Origin of the sequence: Amycolatopsis sp. Poz14, from assembly GCF_006704225.1 — a bacterium.
In the GTDB taxonomy this organism is placed as follows: domain Bacteria; phylum Actinomycetota; class Actinomycetes; order Mycobacteriales; family Pseudonocardiaceae; genus Amycolatopsis; species Amycolatopsis nivea.
In genome coordinates this window covers 4,243,653-4,261,526 of the sequence record NZ_JACLHD010000001.1, presented here as the reverse complement: position 1 = coordinate 4,261,526, position 17,874 = coordinate 4,243,653, and the positions used below count along the sequence as shown (strand labels likewise).

Sequence of the window (17,874 nt, the reverse complement as noted above, 5' to 3'; positions counted from 1 at the left end):
CTTGCGCGCGTGCCACTCCGTCGGGTGGCGCGTTTGCGCAGGTCACGGAGGTGGGTCCAGGTGGGGGCGCGGTGGGGGGACCGTGGCGAAGATCCCCCGCACCGGGGTCTCCCGCAACCTCGGAAGGTCTGAAACGTCCGCGTTTCGGCAGCGTGGGGACCCGTGGTGGGGACGGGTGGGGGAACCGGTGGGGGCTGGTGGGGACGCGGGTGGAGCGGGGTGGGGAGCCGCGGTGGGGCCTGGTGGGGGGCGTCGTGGGGAGTCGGCGCGAGGTCCGGCAAGTGCGCGGCGCACGGCGAGCGGGGCTTGGTGGGGGCCGCCGTGGGGGCGGGTGGGGAGCCGCGGCGAGGCCTGGCGGTGGGGCCAGCCGGGTGGGGCTCAGCGGGGAGTCCGGCGCAAGCGGCGGCCAACCGCGGTCGTGCGTGGCGATGCCGCTGAGAACCGGCATCGTCGCGCACGAGTCCGCCGCCAGCCGGTCGACCGTCCACTCGCGACACCGGCGCGGCCGCCACCGTCCACTTCAGACGCGCCGGGTCAGCGCGGCACCAGCTCCATGACCCGCTCGGCCAGCCGCGCGCTGTCGACCGGGGACACCGTCACCCACTCCTGCCCGCCGCGTCCGGGCGAGCTCACCGCCGAATACGCCCCGGCGTCCGTGTCGAACCACGTCAGCCCGCCGGTCCTGGCGAGTTTGCCCGCCCGGTCGCGGACGTGGACGGTGAACTGGCCCGCCGCGTACACCGGCCGGGACTGGATCGCCCGCAGCTCCTCCCCCTGCGCGCCGCCCGGCGGCTCCCCCGCCGCGGGCAGCCGGACGCCGTAACCGGGTCCGGCCGAGAGTTCGGGCAGCACGTCGACGATCGCCGAGGCCAGTTCGCTCTCCCCGATGCCGCGCACGCCGATCGTCCGCGCCGGCTGCACCGCCAGCACCGCGTTCCGTCCGCGAAGAGCGGCGACCGCGCGGAACGGTTCGTCGGCGGTCATGTCGGCGAGCGCCTCGCACTCCACATACCGTTCCGCGGACGCCAGCACGCGGAGGCTGTTCTCCAGCGCGGCGTCGAGACGGCCGTCGAAGAGGCCGCGGTCGCCGAGGTTCCGGTAGACCTCCGCGCGGATCGCGGAGCGGTCGGCGTCGGTCTCCCCCACGCTGCGCACCGCCAGCGGCGCGGGCGGGGCGTCGAGGCCGAGGTCGGCCCAGACGATGTCGAACGCGGACGCCGACAGGCTGATCAAGCCGGCCCCGCGCCGAGCGGCGGGACCGCGGGGAACTCGCCTTCGGGCAGGAGTCCGCGCAACGCCGTGTCACGGGTGCGCAGGACGTCGATCGCCTTCTGCCGGGCAGCTTCGGCTTCGGCGCGCCGCTCGTCCATCGCGGACGACAGCCCGGCCAGCCGCACCAGGTCCCCGCTCGCCGCGGCGGACCGGATCATCGCCGCCGGGTCGAAGTCCACCGGCGCGGGCATGTCCGCGCGCGCCCGGGCGGCGACCTCGGCCTGTCCCTGCACGGCCTCCCCGACCTTCGCCGACACCACGGAGGTTTCGGCCAGCCAGCCGGACGCCTTGCCGAGCACTTTCCGCATCGCGTCGCCGGCGTCGCCCTGCCAGGCTTCCTCGCTGCCCGCGGACAGCGCGATCAGCCCGCCGAGCGAGTCCTCGAGCCGCTGCGACAGCCCGGCCCACCGCGTGCCCGACTCGCCGGCCGCGGCCGGGTCGTTGCCGTCGACCGCCTGCGCGGCCAGCGCCGCGTGGCTGAACGCTTCGTACCGGGCCGTCGGCTCGGGGGCCGGGGTGTCGGTCACGACTTTCCTCCTCGCACGGGGTTCACGGCAGCTTCGGCTCGACCAGCCCGGCCACGTCGCCCGCCCGCGAGCAGGCGAGGTCCGAGTCGGCGAAGTTCGCGTTGTTCACGTCGACCTGCACGCTCTGCGCGCCGCCGACGTCGAGCAGCACCGCGCACGTGCCGCGGCGGCCGGACACCTGCACCGCCTGGTGCGAGCCGACCTCCTTCTTGGTGCGCTTGCCGTCGGAGAGGTCGAGGTTGGCCAGCCCGTTGGTTTCGTCGAGGGTGACGGTGACGCCGAAGGTCGAGGGCACCGTCCAGTCGCAGGCGCGCGCCTCGCCGATCGTCTTCGGCTTGCCCTGCCCGGTGAGCCCGGCCGACGACCGGTCCTGCGGCGAGAGCAGCGTGCAGGGGTCGAGCTTGGCCAGCGAAGGAGCGGAGGAGGACGGCGGCGGAGCGGGCGGGCCTCCGTCGGCGGGCGCGGCGTGCGAGAGGCCGGGCATCCGGCCGCAGGAAACGAGCATCGTCAGCCCGGCGAGCGGGAGAAAAAGGAGCGCGGCGCGCGCCGCGGAACGGTCAGCCACCGGTGCAGTCCACGCCTTCGGCGGCTTCGCTGTCCTGGTCGCGGTATTTCTCGAGCGCGCCGCCGATGCGTTTCTTCAGCCCGGCGATTTCCTTCCCGAACGCGGTGAGGCTGTCGACCGCCGAACCGTCGCGGCCGAGGCCGTACTTCGCCATGAAAGCGCCGACCTCGCCGGCGTACCCGCCGCCCAGCGGCACCGACCGGCCGAGCACCGCGGCCTCGCGGACCATCTCGCCGACGACGTCCTGCAGCTCGCCGAGCTTCGCGTACGTCGCGGTCGCCAGTTCGGGCGTGACCGCGAACCGGCCGCCGGACAGTCCCGGGAGCCCGGCTTTCCGTTCCGCCTCGGCCTCGCTCATGCGCGGATGCACCTCTTCCGACGTCGAACCGTGGTCGGGCGACTTCGTTTCGGAGCATACGACAGTGCATACGGTCAGCGGGATCACCTGAAAATGCCTCATAATCACCCGTAAGAAGGAGTGCTGAGGTGGCTGGGCGTCACCATGAAACGATCTCGGGGTTCCGCCGCCCGGTTCTCCCGGGTTTGACACACTGGGGAGCACGCTGGGCAGGCGCGCATCCCCGCCGGTTCCCGCCCAGCCATTGCGCCACCAGGAGGTCGAGTGACGTCGAGAATCCAGTCCGCTTCCCCCGCCGGAGGTCACGGCAACGGGTCCGGGCAGCCGCCGTACCCGGCGGTCGAGTCCCCGGACGGGCTGGCAGCGGTCCCGGCGGCCGGGCTCGGCGAACTGCACGACGCCGCGCGCCGGATCGCCGCGAACGTGGAACGCGTCCTCGTCGGCAAGCCGGACGTCATCCGGATCGCGCTGGTGACCCTCCTGGCCGAGGGTCACCTGCTCGTCGAGGACGTGCCGGGCGTCGGCAAGACCTCGCTCGCGAAGGCGCTCGCGCGCTCGATCGACTGCACCGTCAGCCGCGTGCAGTTCACGCCCGACCTGCTGCCCAGCGACGTCACCGGCGTCTCCATCTACAACCGGCAGACCGGCGAGTTCGAGTTCCGGCCCGGTCCGGTGTTCGCGAACATCGTGGTCGGCGACGAGATCAACCGGGCCTCGCCGAAGACGCAGTCCGCGCTGCTGGAGTGCATGGAGGAGCACCAGGTCACGGTCGACACGAGCACCTACCGGCTCGGCGCGCCGTTCATGGTCATCGCGACGCAGAACCCGATCGAGATGGAGGGCACCTACGCGCTGCCCGAGGCCCAGCGCGACCGGTTCACCGCGCGGGTGTCCATCGGCTACCCCGACCAGCAGGCCGAACTGGCCATGGTCGACGAGCACTCCGGACACAACCCGCTCGCGGACCTGGAGCCGGTGTCCGACGGCGAGACGATGCTGCGGCTGATCGAGACCGTCCGCGGCGTGCACATCGCGCCGGAGGTCCGCCGGTACGCCGTCGACGTCGTGTCGGCGACCCGGCAGGTGCCGGAGATCCGGCTCGGCGCCTCGCCGCGGGCGACGCTGCACCTGGTCCGGGCCGCACGCGCGCAGGCCGCGCTGTCCGGGCGCGACTACGTGGTGCCCGACGACCTGCACACGGTCGCCGTGCCCGTGCTGGCGCACCGGCTGGTGCTCACCACCGAGGCGCACGCCGCCCGCCGTTCGGCGACCGACGTGGTCCGCGCGGTGCTGCACCGCGTCCCCGTCCCCCAGGGCTCGGCCCGCTGAGGCGCGTCCCGCTACCCGAGTAGGGAATCCGCATGCTGCGCGCGCTTTCCGGCCTCACCACCCGAGGCCGCTGCCTCCTCGCCGCCGGGATCGCGGCCGCGGTGTGCTCGCTGGTGCTCAACGAACGCGACCTGCTGCGGGTCGCGGTGTTCGTCGTCGCCCTGCCGCTGCTGGTCGCCGCCTATATTTCGGCGACCCGGCTGCGGCTCGGCGCCGCGCGCTCTTTGCGCCCGGACCGGGTCGCGGCGGGCGCGACCGGCGAGGTCGACCTGGAACTGTGGCGCAGCGGACGGCTGCCCGGCGGCGAGGTGCTGCTGGAGGACGGCGTGCCGTACGCGCTGGGCGCCCGCCCGCGGTTCGTGGTCGAACGGCTGCCGCACGACCGGCGCGTGCTGCTGCGGTATCCGCTGCGCCCGGCCATGCGCGGGATCCAGCAGGTGGGCCCGTTGCGCGCGACGATCACCGACCCGTTCGGGCTGTGCGAATTCGAACGCGAGCTGATCGGCCATTCGCGGCTGGTCGTCGTGCCGCGCGCGGTGCCGCTGTGGGGGCTGCCCGGCGGCGCCGGGGCCGGCGCGGGCGACGACGGAAGCGTCCGGCTGCATTCCGGGCAGGGCGAGCCGGACGTGATCGTGCGGCATTACCGCACCGGCGACGACATGCGGAAGGTCCACTGGCGGTCGACCGCGCGGCGCGACGAGATCATGGTCCGCATCGAGGAACGCCCTTGGCGTGGCGGCACGACAGTATTGCTGGACCACCGCGCCGCGGCGCACCACGGGAGCGGGCCGGCGGCGAGCCTGGAGTGGGCGGTGTCGTTCGCCGCTTCGGTGTCGCTGCATCTGCGGCGGACCGGCCACCGGGTCCGGCTGGTGACCGAACACGGCATCTCGCTGGCCGACTCTCCCGCCGACGGCGGCGAGGGGTACGACAACCTGGTGCTCGACGCGCTGGCCGCGCTCCAGCCCGCGCACCAGCGAGACGTGACGCTCGGCCACGACCCGGCCGAAGGACAGGAACTGATCGCGATCCTGGGCACAGTGAGCGCGGAATCGGTGCACGAGCTGACGCGGTACCGGGCGCGCGGAGTCCGCAGTCTCGCCGTCCTTCTGGACACTCCGGCGTGGGCGGGTTCGGCTTCGCCGGACCACCTCGCCGCGGCGACCGAGGAATCGGCGGAGCTGCTGCGCGGAGCTGGCTGGGGCGTCGTGGTGGCTGGTCCGCGGACGCCGATGCCCGAGGTGTGGGGGCTGTTGTGCCGCGCGGGGACCCACCGGTCGACGGTGATCGGCGGGACGCGATGAAACTGACGAAGACCGTCGTGCGCGGTGATGCCGGTTCTCACCGGCGTCGCCGCGCACGAGCACTCAGGGGGATCCGATGACCACCACCGCTCCCCGCCCGTCCAGCGCGCCGCCGATCCCGCACACCCCCACCCCGCAACCCACCGATCCGCCGCCCGCGTGGCGGAGCAGCGTGCTGCCGCCGATCGCGGCCGGGCTCGCGACGCTGTGCGCGTCCACGTCGCTGACCAGCGTCGTCTCCGGTTGGGCGTGGTTCGGGTACATCTTCGTCGCCGTCGTGCTGGTCGCGGGGACCGGGCTGGCGCTGCGGTCGCTGCGCGCGCCGACCGTCGTCGCCGGGTTCGCGCAGCTGTTCGTGCTGCTGTTCCTCATCACCGGGGCGTTCACGACCCAAGGCGTGCTCACGATTTTCCCCGGCCCCACCGCGTTCGGCGAACTGCAGGCCACGCTCACCGCGGCGGCCGAGCAGATCCGGACCGGCCTCCCGCCGGTCGACAGCACCCAGCCGATCCTGTGCCTGGTCACGATCGCGATCGGCCTGGTCGCGGTGCTGGTCGACACGCTCGCCGTCGCCGCCGCGGCACCCGCGGCGACCGGGCTCGTGCTGCTCTGCGTGTACGCGGTGCCCGCGGCGCTGTCGGACGACCTGATGCCGTGGTGGACGTTCGTGCTCGGCGCCGGCGCCTTCGCGTGCCTGCTCGCGCTCGACGGAAACCACCGGCACCGCCGCTGGCGCAACCGCGACGCGCCCGGCTCCGGCGGCATGCTGCGGCTCGCGCAAGCCCCGGTGGCCGTGGTCAGCTCGGCGATCGTGCTCGGCCTGCTGGGCGGCGGGATCACCATGGTCGGGACCGTCGGCAAGATCCCGTTCGGCTCCGGCCCGGGCGGCGACGGCGACGGGACGGGCGGCTTCGGCATCGCGCCGTTCACGCAGCTGCGCGGGCTGCTCGACCAGGGCCAGAACACCGAACTGTTCCAGGTCCGCGGCCTCGGCCCGGACCGGCGACTGATGCGCGCGTTCACCCTGGACACCTACACCCCGAACAAGGGCTGGGGCCTGCGCGCCGACGGCCAGGCGCAGACCGGCGTGCTCGCGAACAGCACGCTGCCCGCCGCGCCCGGCGACGACGGCACCGGCGTGTCGCGGCAGATCCAGATCCAGCCGACGCGCTGGGTCGACAACTGGCTGCCGGTCTACGGCGCCCCGCGCGCTCTCCGGGGCGTGCCGCCGCAGTGGCTGTACGACCGGGTCAGCGGCTCGGTGTTCACCACGACGAGCGAACCCGCCCCGGCGTACGTGGAAACCGCGTCGCTGAAGGAGCCGACCGCCGCCGAATTGCGCGACGCCGCCCCGAAATCCGACGAGGTCCCCGCGCTGTACACGCGGATCGGCCAGGTCGACCCGCGCGTCACGGCGCTGACCGACCAGCTCACCGCGGGCAAGTCGAACAACTTCGACCGGGCGACCGCGCTGTGGCAGTACTTCAGCGCGCAGAACGGTTTCGTGTACGACACGAAGACCGCGGACGCCACCGACGCCGACGCGCTCGCCGACTTCATCCTCAAGGGAAAACGGGGCTACTGCGAGCAATACGCGTCGGCGATGGCGGTGATGCTGCGGGTCGCGCACATCCCCGCGCGCGTCGCGATCGGCTTCACTCCCGGCGTTTCCAAGGGCGACTACCAGTCGATCAGCTCGCAGGACGCGCACGCGTGGGTCGAGGCGTACTTCGGCGACAAGGGCTGGGTCAGCTTCGACCCGACGCCGCTCGCCGACGGCCGCGGCATCGTCCCGCCGTATCTCCAGCAGAACACCCAGAACCCGCACCAGCCCAACGCGACCGACGACCTCCCGACGGCCCCGCGCTCCGCCTCCCCGTCGACCGGCGCGTCGGCCGACAAGACCCACGACCAGGCCGCGCCCGCCACCCCCGCCGACACGACCCCGGACGACAGCTGGATGACCTGGCTGGCGCTCGCCCTCGCGGTTTTGGGCGCCGCCGCCGTGGCCACGTCGTACTTCCTGCGCCGCCGCCCGCGTCCCGGCATGGCCCCGTCCGGTGTCCCGCCGGGCGCCACGCCGGACGGGAACGTGCTGGTCAGAAACCCGGTCGCCGCCCCGACCCCGTTGCACCTGGCGGCGTTGTGGCTGCCGCTGACCGGAGCGGTCCTGCTAGTCGCCGCGATCGGCCTGCTGGCGGGCACGGTGTCGTGGTGGTTCGCCGCGGTGGTGGTCCTGATCCTCGCCGCGACCGGCGGCCCAGCAGCGCTCCGCGACCTGACGCGCCGCCGTCACCTCCAGACCATCGCAACCCACTCGTCCGGCGCCGCCGACGCGGCCTGGCGCGAGCTGAAGGCGGAGTGCGCGGACAGAGACCTGCCGATCTCCGACAGCGACACGGTCCGCGTGGCGGGCGGGAAGATCGCCGAACGCCACCGTTTGGACGACTCAGGCCGGGAGGCTTTGCGCACTGTGCTGGGCGCGGTGGAACGCAGCTGGTACAGCGACGAGGCGACTCCGGATGCGACGCTGGAGCCCGCTTTCGGTCAGCTGCGGGAAAGCCTGCGCCGGACTGCCCCGCTGTCGATGCGGGGGCGGTTGTTCCCTCGATCGGTCATTCGCCGACGACGGTGAGCTTCACGGGGTCGCGTTGGCCGGGGTGTGAAGCCTGAGCCAGCGCGGCCTGGTCTTGCCTGAGCGGCGCGCGTGTATCGCGGTGGGTGCATTTGTTGGGTGCGGTGGGACGAGCCAAACCATCCGGATGCGTTCGGCCGCTGCAAATCCCAGACCGCTGTCCCGCCTCAGCCTTTGCACTGCCGCGCCCTCGCCGCTCTCGGGGGCCGTTTTCCCCGAACTTCGCGCGGCCTGCTGTCCCTGATCGACCTCGGCGAATCCGCTCACCGCGGCACGCTGCGACACCTCCCCCAATCCGGTGCCGTATTCGGCCGCGTCCGGCAGCACCGCATGCCCAGGAGCTCGACGCAGCTCCCCGTCGCGCATCCCGACCGGGCTCATGCGAGTCAGACTTGCCGCGCCCCACGCGGGATCGAGAACCGGTGTCCCGCTAGCCGGTGCAATCCGTGCCCGCGCACGAGAAACCGCGCTCCGCCCCGAGGGGAGAAGCGCGGATTCGCCGTCGTGCTATTGGCCTTCGAAGCGCTGGCGGAAACGTTCCTCCATGCGCTGCGTGAAGGAGCTCTTGCGGCCGGATTGCTTCCCCCCGCCGCCTCCGTCGTCATGGCTGTTCTTGCCGCCGCTGTCGCTGTGGCGCAGCGACGTCACGGCCATCATGACCCCGAAGAACATCACGAGGAACCCGAGCACGCTGACCACCGGCACGTCGGCGACCCGCAATACCGGGATCACCACACCGAGCACCAGCAGCGCAACGCCCACCACGAACAGGGCGATCCCCTGGATGCGCCGACGGCGCGCGGGTCGGCGCAACCGGGTGCCGCGCACCGTGGATGCGAACTTGGGGTCCTCGGCATAGAGCTCGCGCTCGATCTGGTCGAGCAGCCGCTGCTCATGCTCGGAGAGTGGCATCTTTCCTCCTCCGGCACAGCTGTCGCGGGCGCCGGGCCGCGCAACGTCCTGGACCCAACAGCCAACCCCAGGCGGGGTGGCACTGTCCAGGATACGAGCCCCGCGCTCGTCCGACTACCCGATCCCCGATCCGGAAATGATCGAATCGGGGGAAATCCCGCACAATGCGGGTTGACAGTGCGTCACCGCGACGGAAGTCACCCCCATCGGCGCAGTCCAGGGCCCTGCGCCGCCCCGTCGGCCTCCCCCGGGCGGGGTCCCTCGTCACGGAGAGAAACCGTCTCCGCGCCGACCACCCGCCCTGCCGACGCCCCCGCCGGGCCGATCTTCCGCCGATCGATACCGTCCGCGATTCATTCACCCGGAGGTATCCGGGATCGGCAATTCCTCACCGCTCGAACAGCCCGGCTCCCGCTAACTCAGCGCGACCGACGGAACCCTGTTCCGGGCCTTGCGCGGTCGCCTCGAACCGGGCATCGATTGTCGATTGGGCGGTCATTCCGGTGAATCGCCCACGAATCCGTCGAGGCGGATGAATCCGGCTAGACGGCCCGGCCGGACTCTGTACCCAGCAGCGGACGACCGGACAGAGAAGGCTGCGCCCGGACGCGTGCGGGCGTGTCCCGCCGCTGCCGTCCGAAGGTGCGCCGTGCCAGACCGGCGTCGGCCCCACGCCGAGCAGTCGCCTGGGCTTCCCGGCGATGCCGAGACCTCCCGGCGCGCTCAGCTCCCGGCCCCGAAGCCGGTCTTGCCTGGGACGCCATGCCAGGCAGCGGGAGGGCGGGATTTCGAGGAAGGCGAGGACGGGTGCCGCGCGGATGAGCGGACACAGGTTTCGCAGCGTCGCTGCGGGACGTTGATGGGAGCGGCTGTCCTGCGGGACGCAAAGCTCGGCGTCCCGCAGGACAGGCCAGCCCCGCTCTCCATCCGGCAACGCCACTGCAAAGCGCTCACGAGCGAAGGCTCCACACAAGAAACAAAGCTCGACCTCCCCAACCGACCAGGCCAACCCCAGCCCCGCTCTCCACCCCGCAGCGCCACTGCGGAGCGTTCACGGGCGAGGGAGCAAGCCTCGGGCTTCCATCCGAACAGGCCAGCCGGGCCCACCACCTCCCCCGACCTCACTCCCGCACTCGCCGCCCTCACTCCTCCCGGGGAGAAAGCAGCGAAGCAGGCCGGATAGCCGCCGAGCCGAACTTCAGTCTTGCGACGTCCGCAGCCACCTCCGCGTCCCGCCATCGGGGTTCGTCGTTCGCGAACGACAGTTGCTCCCCCTCGTCGCCGGTGTCCAGGCCTTCCACTCGCACTCCGATCAGCCGGACCGCTCCCGTCGGTGCGTGTTCGGTCAGCAGCTCGACTGCCGTGCGGTGGATGTCGCGGGCCACGTCCGTCGGGGAGAGCACGGTGCGCGCTCGGGTGATCGTGCGGAAATCGGCGAACCGCACCTTGATCGAGACCGTCCTCCCGCGCAGCGCGCGCGATCGGAGCGTCGCCCCGACTCGTTCGGACAGGCGCAGCAGCTCCAGGCTCAGCTCGCCGCGGTTCAGGACGTCGACGTCGAAGGTGTGCTCGGCTCCGATCGACTTCTCCGCCGACTCCGGTTCCACCGCCCGGTCGTCGTGGCCGTTCGCCAACGCCCACAGGTGATCTCCGACCGCTCGGCCCGCCGCGCGCCGCAGCCGGGCGGGCGGGGTGGCGGCGATGTCCGCGATCGTGTGCCAGCCGTGCTGGCGCAGTTGTTCCTCCGTCCGCTTGCCGACGCCCCACAGCGCCGACACCGGCAGCGGGTGCAGGAACTCCAGCGTCTCGGCCGCGGGGACGATCACCATCCCGTCCGGTTTGGCCATCCCCGACGCCAGTTTCGCCACGAATTTGACCTTCGCGACCCCGACCGAGCACGTGATCCCGTGCTCGGCCGCCACCCGCTCCCGAATCCGCGCCCCCAGCGCACCCGGAGTGGTCCCCAGCCGCCGCAATGCGCCTCCTACGTCCAGGAACGCCTCGTCCAGGCTCAGCGGCTCCACCAGCGGCGTCAGCTGCCGGAAAATCCCCATGACGCCGCGCGACACCTCGCCGTACAGCCCGGGCGTCGGCTGGATGCAGACCAGCTGCGGGCACAGCCGTTTGGCGGTGGCGAACGGCATGGCCGAGCGCACGCCGAAGCGCCGCGCCGGGTAGCTCGCCGCGGCGACGACCGAGCGCGGGCCGCCGCCGGACACGACGACCGGCTGGTCCGCCAGCTCCGGCCGGGTGCGCAGTTCGCACGACACGAAGAAGGCGTCCATGTCCACGTGCAGAATCGAGCAGCCGGTGTCGTCCGGCAGCTCGGTCGCGCCCGTGGTGACGCGGTAGCGGGCCATCCCGCTCGGCAGTTCGGCGTTTCTCCCCACGCCTCCGGACGCTACCTTCCGCCACCGACAATTCCCGGCGCGCGAGCACCGGCGACCACGCTTACGGGTGGTCCGGGACGCCTGCCGCGGCAGAGCGGAGCGGATCAGCCCCGCCGGGCGATGGCGTGCAAGCGGCCCGCGACGTCGCGCAGCGCGGGCACCGCCGAGGCGCTCAGCTCGAATACGGCCAGCTCGTCCTCGCGGACCCCGCCCGGCACGACGTCCGAGATCACCCGGTCGCCCTGCAGCAGCGTGACCTCAAGGCCGGCCGCCACGAGCGAATCGGTCAGCCCGGCGCTGTCGTACCTGCGCAGTACGGTGTCCCCCGCGACGATGCCGTCCGGGCCTTCCATCAGCTGCTGCGCCTCGGAGATCCGCCCGGCCAGCGCGCGATGCAGCACGGCCGCGTTGCGGTTGGCCACCAGCACCGACACGGCGCCGCCCGGCGACACGGCCGCGGCGAGCGCGTCGAGCACGGCGCGCGGGTCGTCCACGACCTCCAGCAGGCCGTGCGCCAGCACCAGGTCCGCCGATCCGGCCTCGACGTGCGCGGCGAGTGCGTCGGAGTCGTCCGCGATCACCGTGATCCGGCCGGAGACGCCCTCCTCCTCGGCGCGGCGGCGCAGCGTCGCGAGCGCGTTCGGGTTCGGTTCGACCACGGTGACCAGGCATCCGGCCGAGGCGAACGGCACCGCCCAGCCGCCGCTCCCGCCGCCGACGTCGACGACGACCGGCTGCTCCACGCCGCGGGCGCGGGCGGCCCGCAGTTCGGCCTCGAGCGCCCGGCGAACAGCGCCCGAACCCCGGGCGGCCACGGTGTCGGTCTTCATGGCCGACAGGGTAATGGCCGCCGGTCACTTGCCGTGACCCGCGTGGCGCCGCAGCGGCGTTCGCCACCTTCCGGGCTACCGCCCCGGCGCACGGCCCGTAGGCTGTGTCGAGTGCACACGGTCGCCGTTCTCAGCCTCAAGGGTGGTGTCGGCAAAACGACGGTCGCGCTCGGTATCGCGTCGGCCGCGCTGCGTAGGGGAACCCGCACGCTCGTAGCCGACCTCGACCCGCAGGGCAACGCCACCACCTCGCTCGACCCGCCGTTCACCGACGCGACACTCGCCGACGTGCTCGAGACGCCCGCGCGGGCCGTCCTCGAACGCGCGATCGCGCCCAGCGTCTGGAGCGAGGACATCGACGTGCTGGTCGGCGCCGAGGAGCTGGAGTCGCTCAACGAACCCGACTCCGACGGCCGCCGCCTGGAAAACCTCTCCCGCGCGCTCGACGAGCTGCACCAGCACCCGCTGCGCGAGGATCCGTACGAGCTGGCGATCATCGACTGCCCGCCGTCGCTCGGCCGGCTCACCAAATCGGCGCTCGTCGCGGCCGACAGCGCGCTCATTGTGACTGAACCCACAATGTATGCCGTCGCCGGTGCGCAGCGCGCGCTCGAGGCGATCGAACGGATCCGCGAGGACAGCAATCCGTCGCTGCGCCCGATCGGCGTGCTCGTGAACAAGCTGCGCGTGCGGTCGTACGAGCACCAGTTCCGGGTCTCGGAGCTGCGCGAGAACTTCGGTTCGCTGGTGATGCCGACCGCGATCCCGGACCGGCTCGCGGTGCAGCAGGCCCAGGGCGCGTGCAGCCCGATCCACGAATGGCATTCCCCTGGCGCACAAGAGATCGCGCTGACCTTCAACATGGTCCTCGCCAAGATCCTGCGCTCCAACCGCGCCGGACGGCACCGCGTGCGCGCCGAGGAGGAAGCGGTGCAGGCGGAAGTGTCGGAAACCGCGGGCTGAACCGTGCCCGAGGGCGACACCGTATTCCTGGCCGGAAAACTGCTCGACCGCGCGCTCGCCGGGAAAACCTTGGTGCGCGGTCAGTTCCGGCATCCCGAACTGGCCACTGTGGACCTCGCGGGCCGGGAGGTGCACGGCGTCGGCACCGTCGGGAAGCATCTCTTCACGCGCTTCTCCGGCGACCTGACGCTGCACAGCCACCTGCGCATGGACGGCTCGTGGAAAATCCAGCCCGCGGGCGCGAAGTGGCCGATGCCCGCCCATCACGCGCGTGCCGTGCTGATGACCGACGACGTCCAGGCGATCGGTTTCCGGTTGCACGACCTGAAACTGCTGCCCACCGCCGAGGAACACACTCTCGTCGACCACCTCGGCCCGGACCTGCTCGATCCACAGTGGACGGACGAGCACGCCGCGCTGGCCGCCGCCAACCTCGCCGCGAAACCGGACCGCGAACTCGGCGACGCACTGCTCGACCAGCGCATCATGGCCGGCGTCGGCAATCTCTACAAGTGCGAGATCTCTTTCCTGCTAGGGGTTTCCCCGTGGACCCCAGTGTCCGAAGTGGACCCCGCACGGGCCGTGGCGCTCGCCCGGAAGCTGCTGGTCGCCAACGCCTGGCGGCACGAACAGGCCACCACCGGCGACCTCCGCCGCGGCCGCCGCACCTGGGTCTACGAACGCACCCGCCAAGGCTGCTTCCGCTGCGGCGGGCCGCTGCTGGTGCGCCAGCAGGGCGACGGCCAGTACCAGCGTCCGACCTGGTGCTGCCCGCGCTGTCAGCCCGGCCCCGTCCCGGCCGATGGACCGCCGCGCAAATGATGTTGCCGTACCGAGAGGTTCGCGGTTAGCGTGGCAGTACACGAGAGAGGAGGTGGTCCTAAGTTGTATTCACACAGGACTCGTGAGGTGGCTGTCCGCTAGCGGATGGCACGTGTTGGGACTTTGAGCAGCGATGCAACAAGAGCCACCTTCGGCTCATCGCCTGCTTCACGTGCTGCCTGCTGACGAATACCAGGCAGTCACCGGGTTCCCGGGGTTCTCGAGCACCGGTCCGGCTCGAGCCTGGACGCTGACGGCGTCCAGGAGACGCCCCGGGAATTTCCATGTCCGCACGCGGCGCCGCGCGTGTTTTTTCCGCGCCAGGCGATCACCGCGGCGGTTCCTGCGGGCACGCGGAAGTCGCTAGGCTGGGAGGATGCTCAGGCCGGACTATCCGATCAGCACCGAACGCCTGCTCCTCCGCCCGTTCCGGGACGACGATCTCGATGCCCTGAACTCGTTCCAGTCCCGCGCGGACGTCGTCCGCTACCTGTACTGGGGACCGCGCAGCCGCGCGGAATCCGCAGCCGCGCTGGCGAAGCGCGTGCACAGCGCGACGCTGTCGGAGGAAGGCCAGTTCCTCGCCGTCGCCGTGGAACTCGCCGAAACCGGGCAGCTCATCGGCGACCTCAACCTCGAATACCTCAGCGCCGAACACCGCCAGGGCGAGATCGGCTTCGTCTTCCACCCCGACCACCACGGAAAAGGCCTGGCCCTGGAAGCAACGCGCGAGGTCCTGCGCCTCGGCTTCGAAGACCTGGGCCTGCACCGCATCATCGGCCGCTGCGACGGCCGCAACACCGCGTCGGCGACCTTGATGGAACGGCTGGGCATGCGCCAGGAAGCACGCCTGCGGGAAAACGAGATCGTCAAGGGCGAATGGACCGATGAACTGGTCTACGCCATGTTGGAAGACGAGTGGAAAGCCGGCGCCGCGAGGCGAAACTGATCCGCTCTGGTCGTGAGGGGCTCCTTCACGGACCACCGCCGCACACGCCCGCCCGCGCCCCCAATGCGGCATTGGGTGCGTCAGACGCACCGAACGCCACATTGGGTGCATCGCACGCACCCAATGCCACATTGGGGATCCTTCATCCTGGTTTGCCCTGATCAGGCTGGTGAACGAGCAACGCCCGGAGCCGGATGGCGACGCGGCGCGGTTTGAGCCGCAACTCGCCGAAGATTCGCCAACTCTCGAGCCGCGAAGCCCCATTCCACGAAGCAACCCGCAGCCGATGCACCCAACGAGCGAGGCACCCAGCCCCTCCCCCGCACCCCGATACGAAGCCTCCCTGCGGTCTGGGGGTGCTTGTCAAGGCATCTTTCCCGCCTTGACAAGCACCCCCAGACCGTCAGCACAATCAAGCTTCGGGGTGCCCCACGCCACCACTCAAAGCGATGTCGCCGCCAGGCGACGAGCCGCAACGCGACCCCCACCACACCAACCGAGATCCACCCCAACCAGCCCACCCCCCATACGGCAGCATGGACGACGTGCTCTTCGACAGGATCGTCCGCCCAGCGATGTACCGGCTCGCCTACCACGACCCCGAGGTAGTCCACGAACGCACCGTCACCTTGCTGAGCCGAGCCGGAAAATCCCTCCGCCCGATCTCGAAGCTGTACCGCACCGCCGACCCCACCACCGTCCTCGGCCTGACCTTCCCCAACAAGATCGGCCTGGCCGCGGGCATGGACAAAAACGGCCGCGCCCTCCACGCCTGGCCCGCCCTGGGCTTCGGGTTCGTCGAGGTAGGCACGGTCACCCGCCATCCCCAGCCGGGCAACCCCAAACCCCGCCTCTACAGCCTCCCGGCCACCGACGCGGTCATCAACCGCATGGGCTTCAACAACGACGGGGCCCAAGCCCTCGCCGACCGCCTGGCCGCGGACGGAAAACCCGCCGTCCCGCTGGGGATCAGCATCGGCAAGTCCAAGGTGACGCCGCTGGACGAGGCCGTCGAGGACTACCGCTTCTCGCTGCGCGCCCTGCACCCCTACGCGGACTACTTCGCGATCAACGTCAGCTCCCCGAACACCCCGGGTCTCCGTGCGCTGCAAGACAAAGCCGCGCTCGCCGAGCTGCTCGCCGAACTCCGCAAGACCGGCGCCGAACTGGGCGGCAACACTCCGCTGCTGGTCAAGGTCGCCCCCGACCTCACCGACGACGCGCTCGCCGAACTCCTCGAGGTCTGCCTGGAGCACGGCGTCGCCGGAATCATCGCGACCAACACGACTCTCTCCCGCGAAGGCATCGACCCCGCCGAAGCCGCGCTGGCCGCCGAAACCGGCGGACTCTCCGGCCGCCCGCTGACCCGGCGTTCGGCCGAGGTCGTCCGCTTCGTCCACGAGAAGACCGAAGGCAAGCTGCCCATCATCGGCGTCGGCGGCATCCTCGGCCCGGACGACGCCCGCCGCATGCTCGACGCCGGGGCCAGCCTCGTGCAGCTCTACACCGGCTTCGCCCTGCACGGGCCAGGGCTCGTCCGCCGCGTCGGCCGGGGGCTCGCCGCCCGGTAGCGCAGCGCCGAGCCCGAGTCCGCCCACGAAGACTCGGGCCCCCGCGCCGAAAGCGACCGCCCGGCCTCAGCCGGGGAACCGCGGCCCGCCAGTGCTGACGAACCGCAGGTACCCCCGCCAGGACGCGTACCGGTCCAGACCTTCCCCGCCCGCCGCGGCCGCTGGTTCGCACAGCACCGCCAGCGGCGTGCTCCCGTCTTCCAGTTCGACCCGGCCCAGCACGAACGGCGCGGCCAAGCCGGCCGCGAACCGGCCGAACGCCGCGGGAGACAACCGCCAGCGCTCGCCGTCCACGCCCGCCGAGCCGGAGACCACCCCGGGCTGCGGCGGCGTGACCCCGTCGAGCAGCACCATCCGGTAGCGCTCGGCGGTCCGGACCAGACCGCCGAACCGGGCACCGTGCAGTTCGTCGTGCAGCGGCTGGCCGCACAGATGCGCGCCGAACACCACGACGTCGACGCTTTCGCACGGATACGGATCCGGCGACTGCTCGCCGGTCAGCACCGAAGCCAGGTCGAGCCCGATCTGGTCCTCGAACGCCCTCGTCACCACTGTGATCCCGTACGGCCGCCGGTCCCCCGGCACGGTCGCCGCAGCGAGATCCAGGGCGTTCAGCGTCGCGTCCAGGACGCCGACGGTCGGCAGGAGAACCGCGTCCAGCTCCGCCAGCAGCGAACGCGCCGCAGGGGCGTTCCCGGCCCCGTAAAGCGCGCTGACGTCCATGGGGACCAGCACCGCACCCGAAGCCTCCAGAGAGGCCGCGGCGACGTCGAACGCCCTCCTCGCGGGCAGCGGGAGGCTCGCTTCGGCGGGGATGCCGAGGCGCGGGTGCTGCCCGGCGGCGAGCCGGACGTCGGCGGGCCATTCGCGGGCCGCCGGGTCCAGACCATCGGGGCCGAGCATCGCCGCGATCGCGCGCTGGGCGGACGCGAGGCGGTGCGCGGACACCGAAACGGTCGGGCCGGGAATGAGCCCGGGCGTCGGTTTGAGGGTGAGCACGCCGGGCGGGGCGGCGATCTCGCGGGCGGCGGAATTCAGTGCCAGGTCGACGATCTCGAGTCCCACCACCGCGTTTTCCGGGTCCGCGACAGTGGTTCCGAGGACCACCGCGCCGGCGTCGGTCAGCCGCGCGAGCGCGGGCGGGCCGTCGGCGTCGGCCGCGCAGACGATTCCGGCGAGCGGCAGGTCTTCTCCGGCGTGGACGCGTTCGTCGACGGTTTTCGCCTCGACGAGCACTTCCTCCATGGTCCGCACCGAAGCCCAGAGTCCGGGGCGGTCGGCTTTCGCGAGCCGCTCGAACGCGGTGCGGACCCGCTCGTGCGAGCTGGGCGGAGGGACGGGAACAGGATCAGGTTCCGGCGGGAGCGTAGTCACGAGGGCGTCCTTTCCTCGGCGGGATCGGAGGAGTCCACTGTGTACGTCCGGCGCCGCGAACCTCAGCCCGCGA

At 72.0% G+C, this 17,874-nt stretch carries 15 protein-coding genes; 7 read left to right on the top strand and 8 right to left on the bottom strand.

Features of this window, described 5'->3' with window-relative positions:
- Nucleotides 1-534: 534 nt before the first annotated feature.
- Genes FKO37_RS20355 through FKO37_RS20340 form a run of 4 tightly spaced genes read right to left on the bottom strand, consistent with a single transcriptional unit; the run spans nt 535 to nt 2,722 of the window.
- Nucleotides 535-1,233 carry an ESX secretion-associated protein EspG gene (locus tag FKO37_RS20355; protein ID WP_037812452.1) on the bottom strand — a complete coding sequence of 233 codons (699 nt, stop codon included), beginning with the start codon at nt 1,231-1,233 and terminating at the stop codon, nt 535-537.
- Complete coding sequence (locus FKO37_RS20350; RefSeq protein WP_037812454.1) at nt 1,230-1,799, bottom strand: PPE domain-containing protein; 570 nt, start codon at nt 1,797-1,799, stop codon at nt 1,230-1,232. The genes FKO37_RS20355 and FKO37_RS20350 overlap by 4 nt, the downstream gene beginning before the upstream one ends.
- Nucleotides 1,800-1,821: 22 nt before the next feature.
- Nucleotides 1,822-2,364 (bottom strand): DUF3558 domain-containing protein, encoded by a 543-nt coding sequence (locus FKO37_RS20345; protein ID WP_199817620.1) that lies wholly within the window; start codon nt 2,362-2,364, stop codon nt 1,822-1,824.
- The gene (locus tag FKO37_RS20340; protein ID WP_037812795.1) at nt 2,357-2,722 is read right to left on the bottom strand and encodes a hypothetical protein; all 366 of its coding nucleotides are present in this window, start codon (nt 2,720-2,722) and stop codon (nt 2,357-2,359) included. Before FKO37_RS20340 ends, FKO37_RS20345 begins: the two co-directional genes overlap by 8 nt.
- 264 nt (nt 2,723-2,986) lie before the next feature.
- On the opposite strand from FKO37_RS20340, the gene FKO37_RS20335 reads away from it, so the two are divergent.
- The 3 genes from FKO37_RS20335 (at nt 2,987) to FKO37_RS20325 (ending at nt 7,990) form a co-directional block, all read left to right on the top strand.
- The gene (locus FKO37_RS20335) at nt 2,987-4,051 is read left to right on the top strand and encodes a MoxR family ATPase (protein ID WP_037812456.1); all 1,065 of its coding nucleotides are present in this window, start codon (nt 2,987-2,989) and stop codon (nt 4,049-4,051) included.
- A gap of 32 nt (nt 4,052-4,083) precedes the next feature.
- Entirely contained in the window at nt 4,084-5,355 is a 1,272-nt protein-coding gene (locus FKO37_RS20330; RefSeq protein WP_134669150.1) for a DUF58 domain-containing protein, read from the top strand.
- Nucleotides 5,356-5,431: 76 nt separating this feature from the next.
- On the top strand, nt 5,432-7,990 hold the full coding sequence (locus FKO37_RS20325; RefSeq protein WP_238605450.1) for a DUF3488 and transglutaminase-like domain-containing protein: 2,559 nt from the start codon (nt 5,432-5,434) through the stop codon (nt 7,988-7,990).
- A 507-nt stretch (nt 7,991-8,497) separates the two neighbouring features.
- Here FKO37_RS20325 and FKO37_RS20320 read toward each other — a convergent pair.
- The 3 genes from FKO37_RS20320 to FKO37_RS20310 all read right to left on the bottom strand — a co-directional run bounded on the left by FKO37_RS20320 (nt 8,498) and on the right by FKO37_RS20310 (nt 12,122).
- Entirely contained in the window at nt 8,498-8,902 is a 405-nt protein-coding gene (locus FKO37_RS20320; protein ID WP_043827044.1) for a DUF3040 domain-containing protein, read from the bottom strand.
- A 1,142-nt stretch (nt 8,903-10,044) separates the two neighbouring features.
- Complete coding sequence (gene dinB / locus FKO37_RS20315) at nt 10,045-11,262, bottom strand: DNA polymerase IV (RefSeq protein ID WP_238608299.1); 1,218 nt, start codon at nt 11,260-11,262, stop codon at nt 10,045-10,047.
- A 134-nt stretch (nt 11,263-11,396) separates the two neighbouring features.
- Nucleotides 11,397-12,122, bottom strand: a complete 726-nt coding sequence (locus FKO37_RS20310) for a methyltransferase domain-containing protein (RefSeq protein ID WP_238605449.1) — start codon at nt 12,120-12,122, stop codon at nt 11,397-11,399.
- A 111-nt stretch (nt 12,123-12,233) separates the two neighbouring features.
- Between FKO37_RS20310 and FKO37_RS20305 the strand changes: the two genes are divergently transcribed.
- The 4 genes from FKO37_RS20305 (at nt 12,234) to FKO37_RS20290 (ending at nt 16,427) form a co-directional block, all read left to right on the top strand.
- Complete coding sequence (locus FKO37_RS20305; RefSeq protein ID WP_037812467.1) at nt 12,234-13,085, top strand: ParA family protein; 852 nt, start codon at nt 12,234-12,236, stop codon at nt 13,083-13,085.
- 3 nt (nt 13,086-13,088) lie between these two features.
- Complete coding sequence (locus FKO37_RS20300) at nt 13,089-13,907, top strand: DNA-formamidopyrimidine glycosylase family protein (protein WP_037812469.1); 819 nt, start codon at nt 13,089-13,091, stop codon at nt 13,905-13,907.
- A 376-nt stretch (nt 13,908-14,283) separates the two neighbouring features.
- Nucleotides 14,284-14,856 (top strand): GNAT family N-acetyltransferase, encoded by a 573-nt coding sequence (locus tag FKO37_RS20295; RefSeq protein ID WP_134728567.1) that lies wholly within the window; start codon nt 14,284-14,286, stop codon nt 14,854-14,856.
- Nucleotides 14,857-15,401: 545 nt separating this feature from the next.
- Nucleotides 15,402-16,427, top strand: coding sequence for a quinone-dependent dihydroorotate dehydrogenase (locus tag FKO37_RS20290; RefSeq protein WP_238605448.1), 1,026 nt, complete (start codon nt 15,402-15,404; stop codon nt 16,425-16,427).
- Nucleotides 16,428-16,493: 66 nt separating this feature from the next.
- Here the strand turns inward: FKO37_RS20290 and FKO37_RS20285 are convergent, their stop codons facing one another.
- Nucleotides 16,494-17,801, bottom strand: a complete 1,308-nt coding sequence (locus FKO37_RS20285; protein ID WP_238605447.1) for a hypothetical protein — start codon at nt 17,799-17,801, stop codon at nt 16,494-16,496.
- Nucleotides 17,802-17,874: the final 73 nt, after the last annotated feature.

Coding starts and splice junctions, on each gene's coding strand:
- dinB (WP_238608299.1), bottom strand. CDS start 11,262: ATGGCCCGCTACCGCGTCACCACGGGCGCGACCGAGCTGCCGGACGAC.
- FKO37_RS20295 (WP_134728567.1), top strand. CDS start 14,284: ATGCTCAGGCCGGACTATCCGATCAGCACCGAACGCCTGCTCCTCCGC.
- FKO37_RS20340 (WP_037812795.1), bottom strand. CDS start 2,722: ATGAGCGAGGCCGAGGCGGAACGGAAAGCCGGGCTCCCGGGACTGTCC.
- FKO37_RS20330 (WP_134669150.1), top strand. CDS start 4,084: ATGCTGCGCGCGCTTTCCGGCCTCACCACCCGAGGCCGCTGCCTCCTC.
- FKO37_RS20325 (WP_238605450.1), top strand. CDS start 5,432: ATGACCACCACCGCTCCCCGCCCGTCCAGCGCGCCGCCGATCCCGCAC.
- FKO37_RS20310 (WP_238605449.1), bottom strand. CDS start 12,122: ATGAAGACCGACACCGTGGCCGCCCGGGGTTCGGGCGCTGTTCGCCGG.
- FKO37_RS20320 (WP_043827044.1), bottom strand. CDS start 8,902: ATGCCACTCTCCGAGCATGAGCAGCGGCTGCTCGACCAGATCGAGCGC.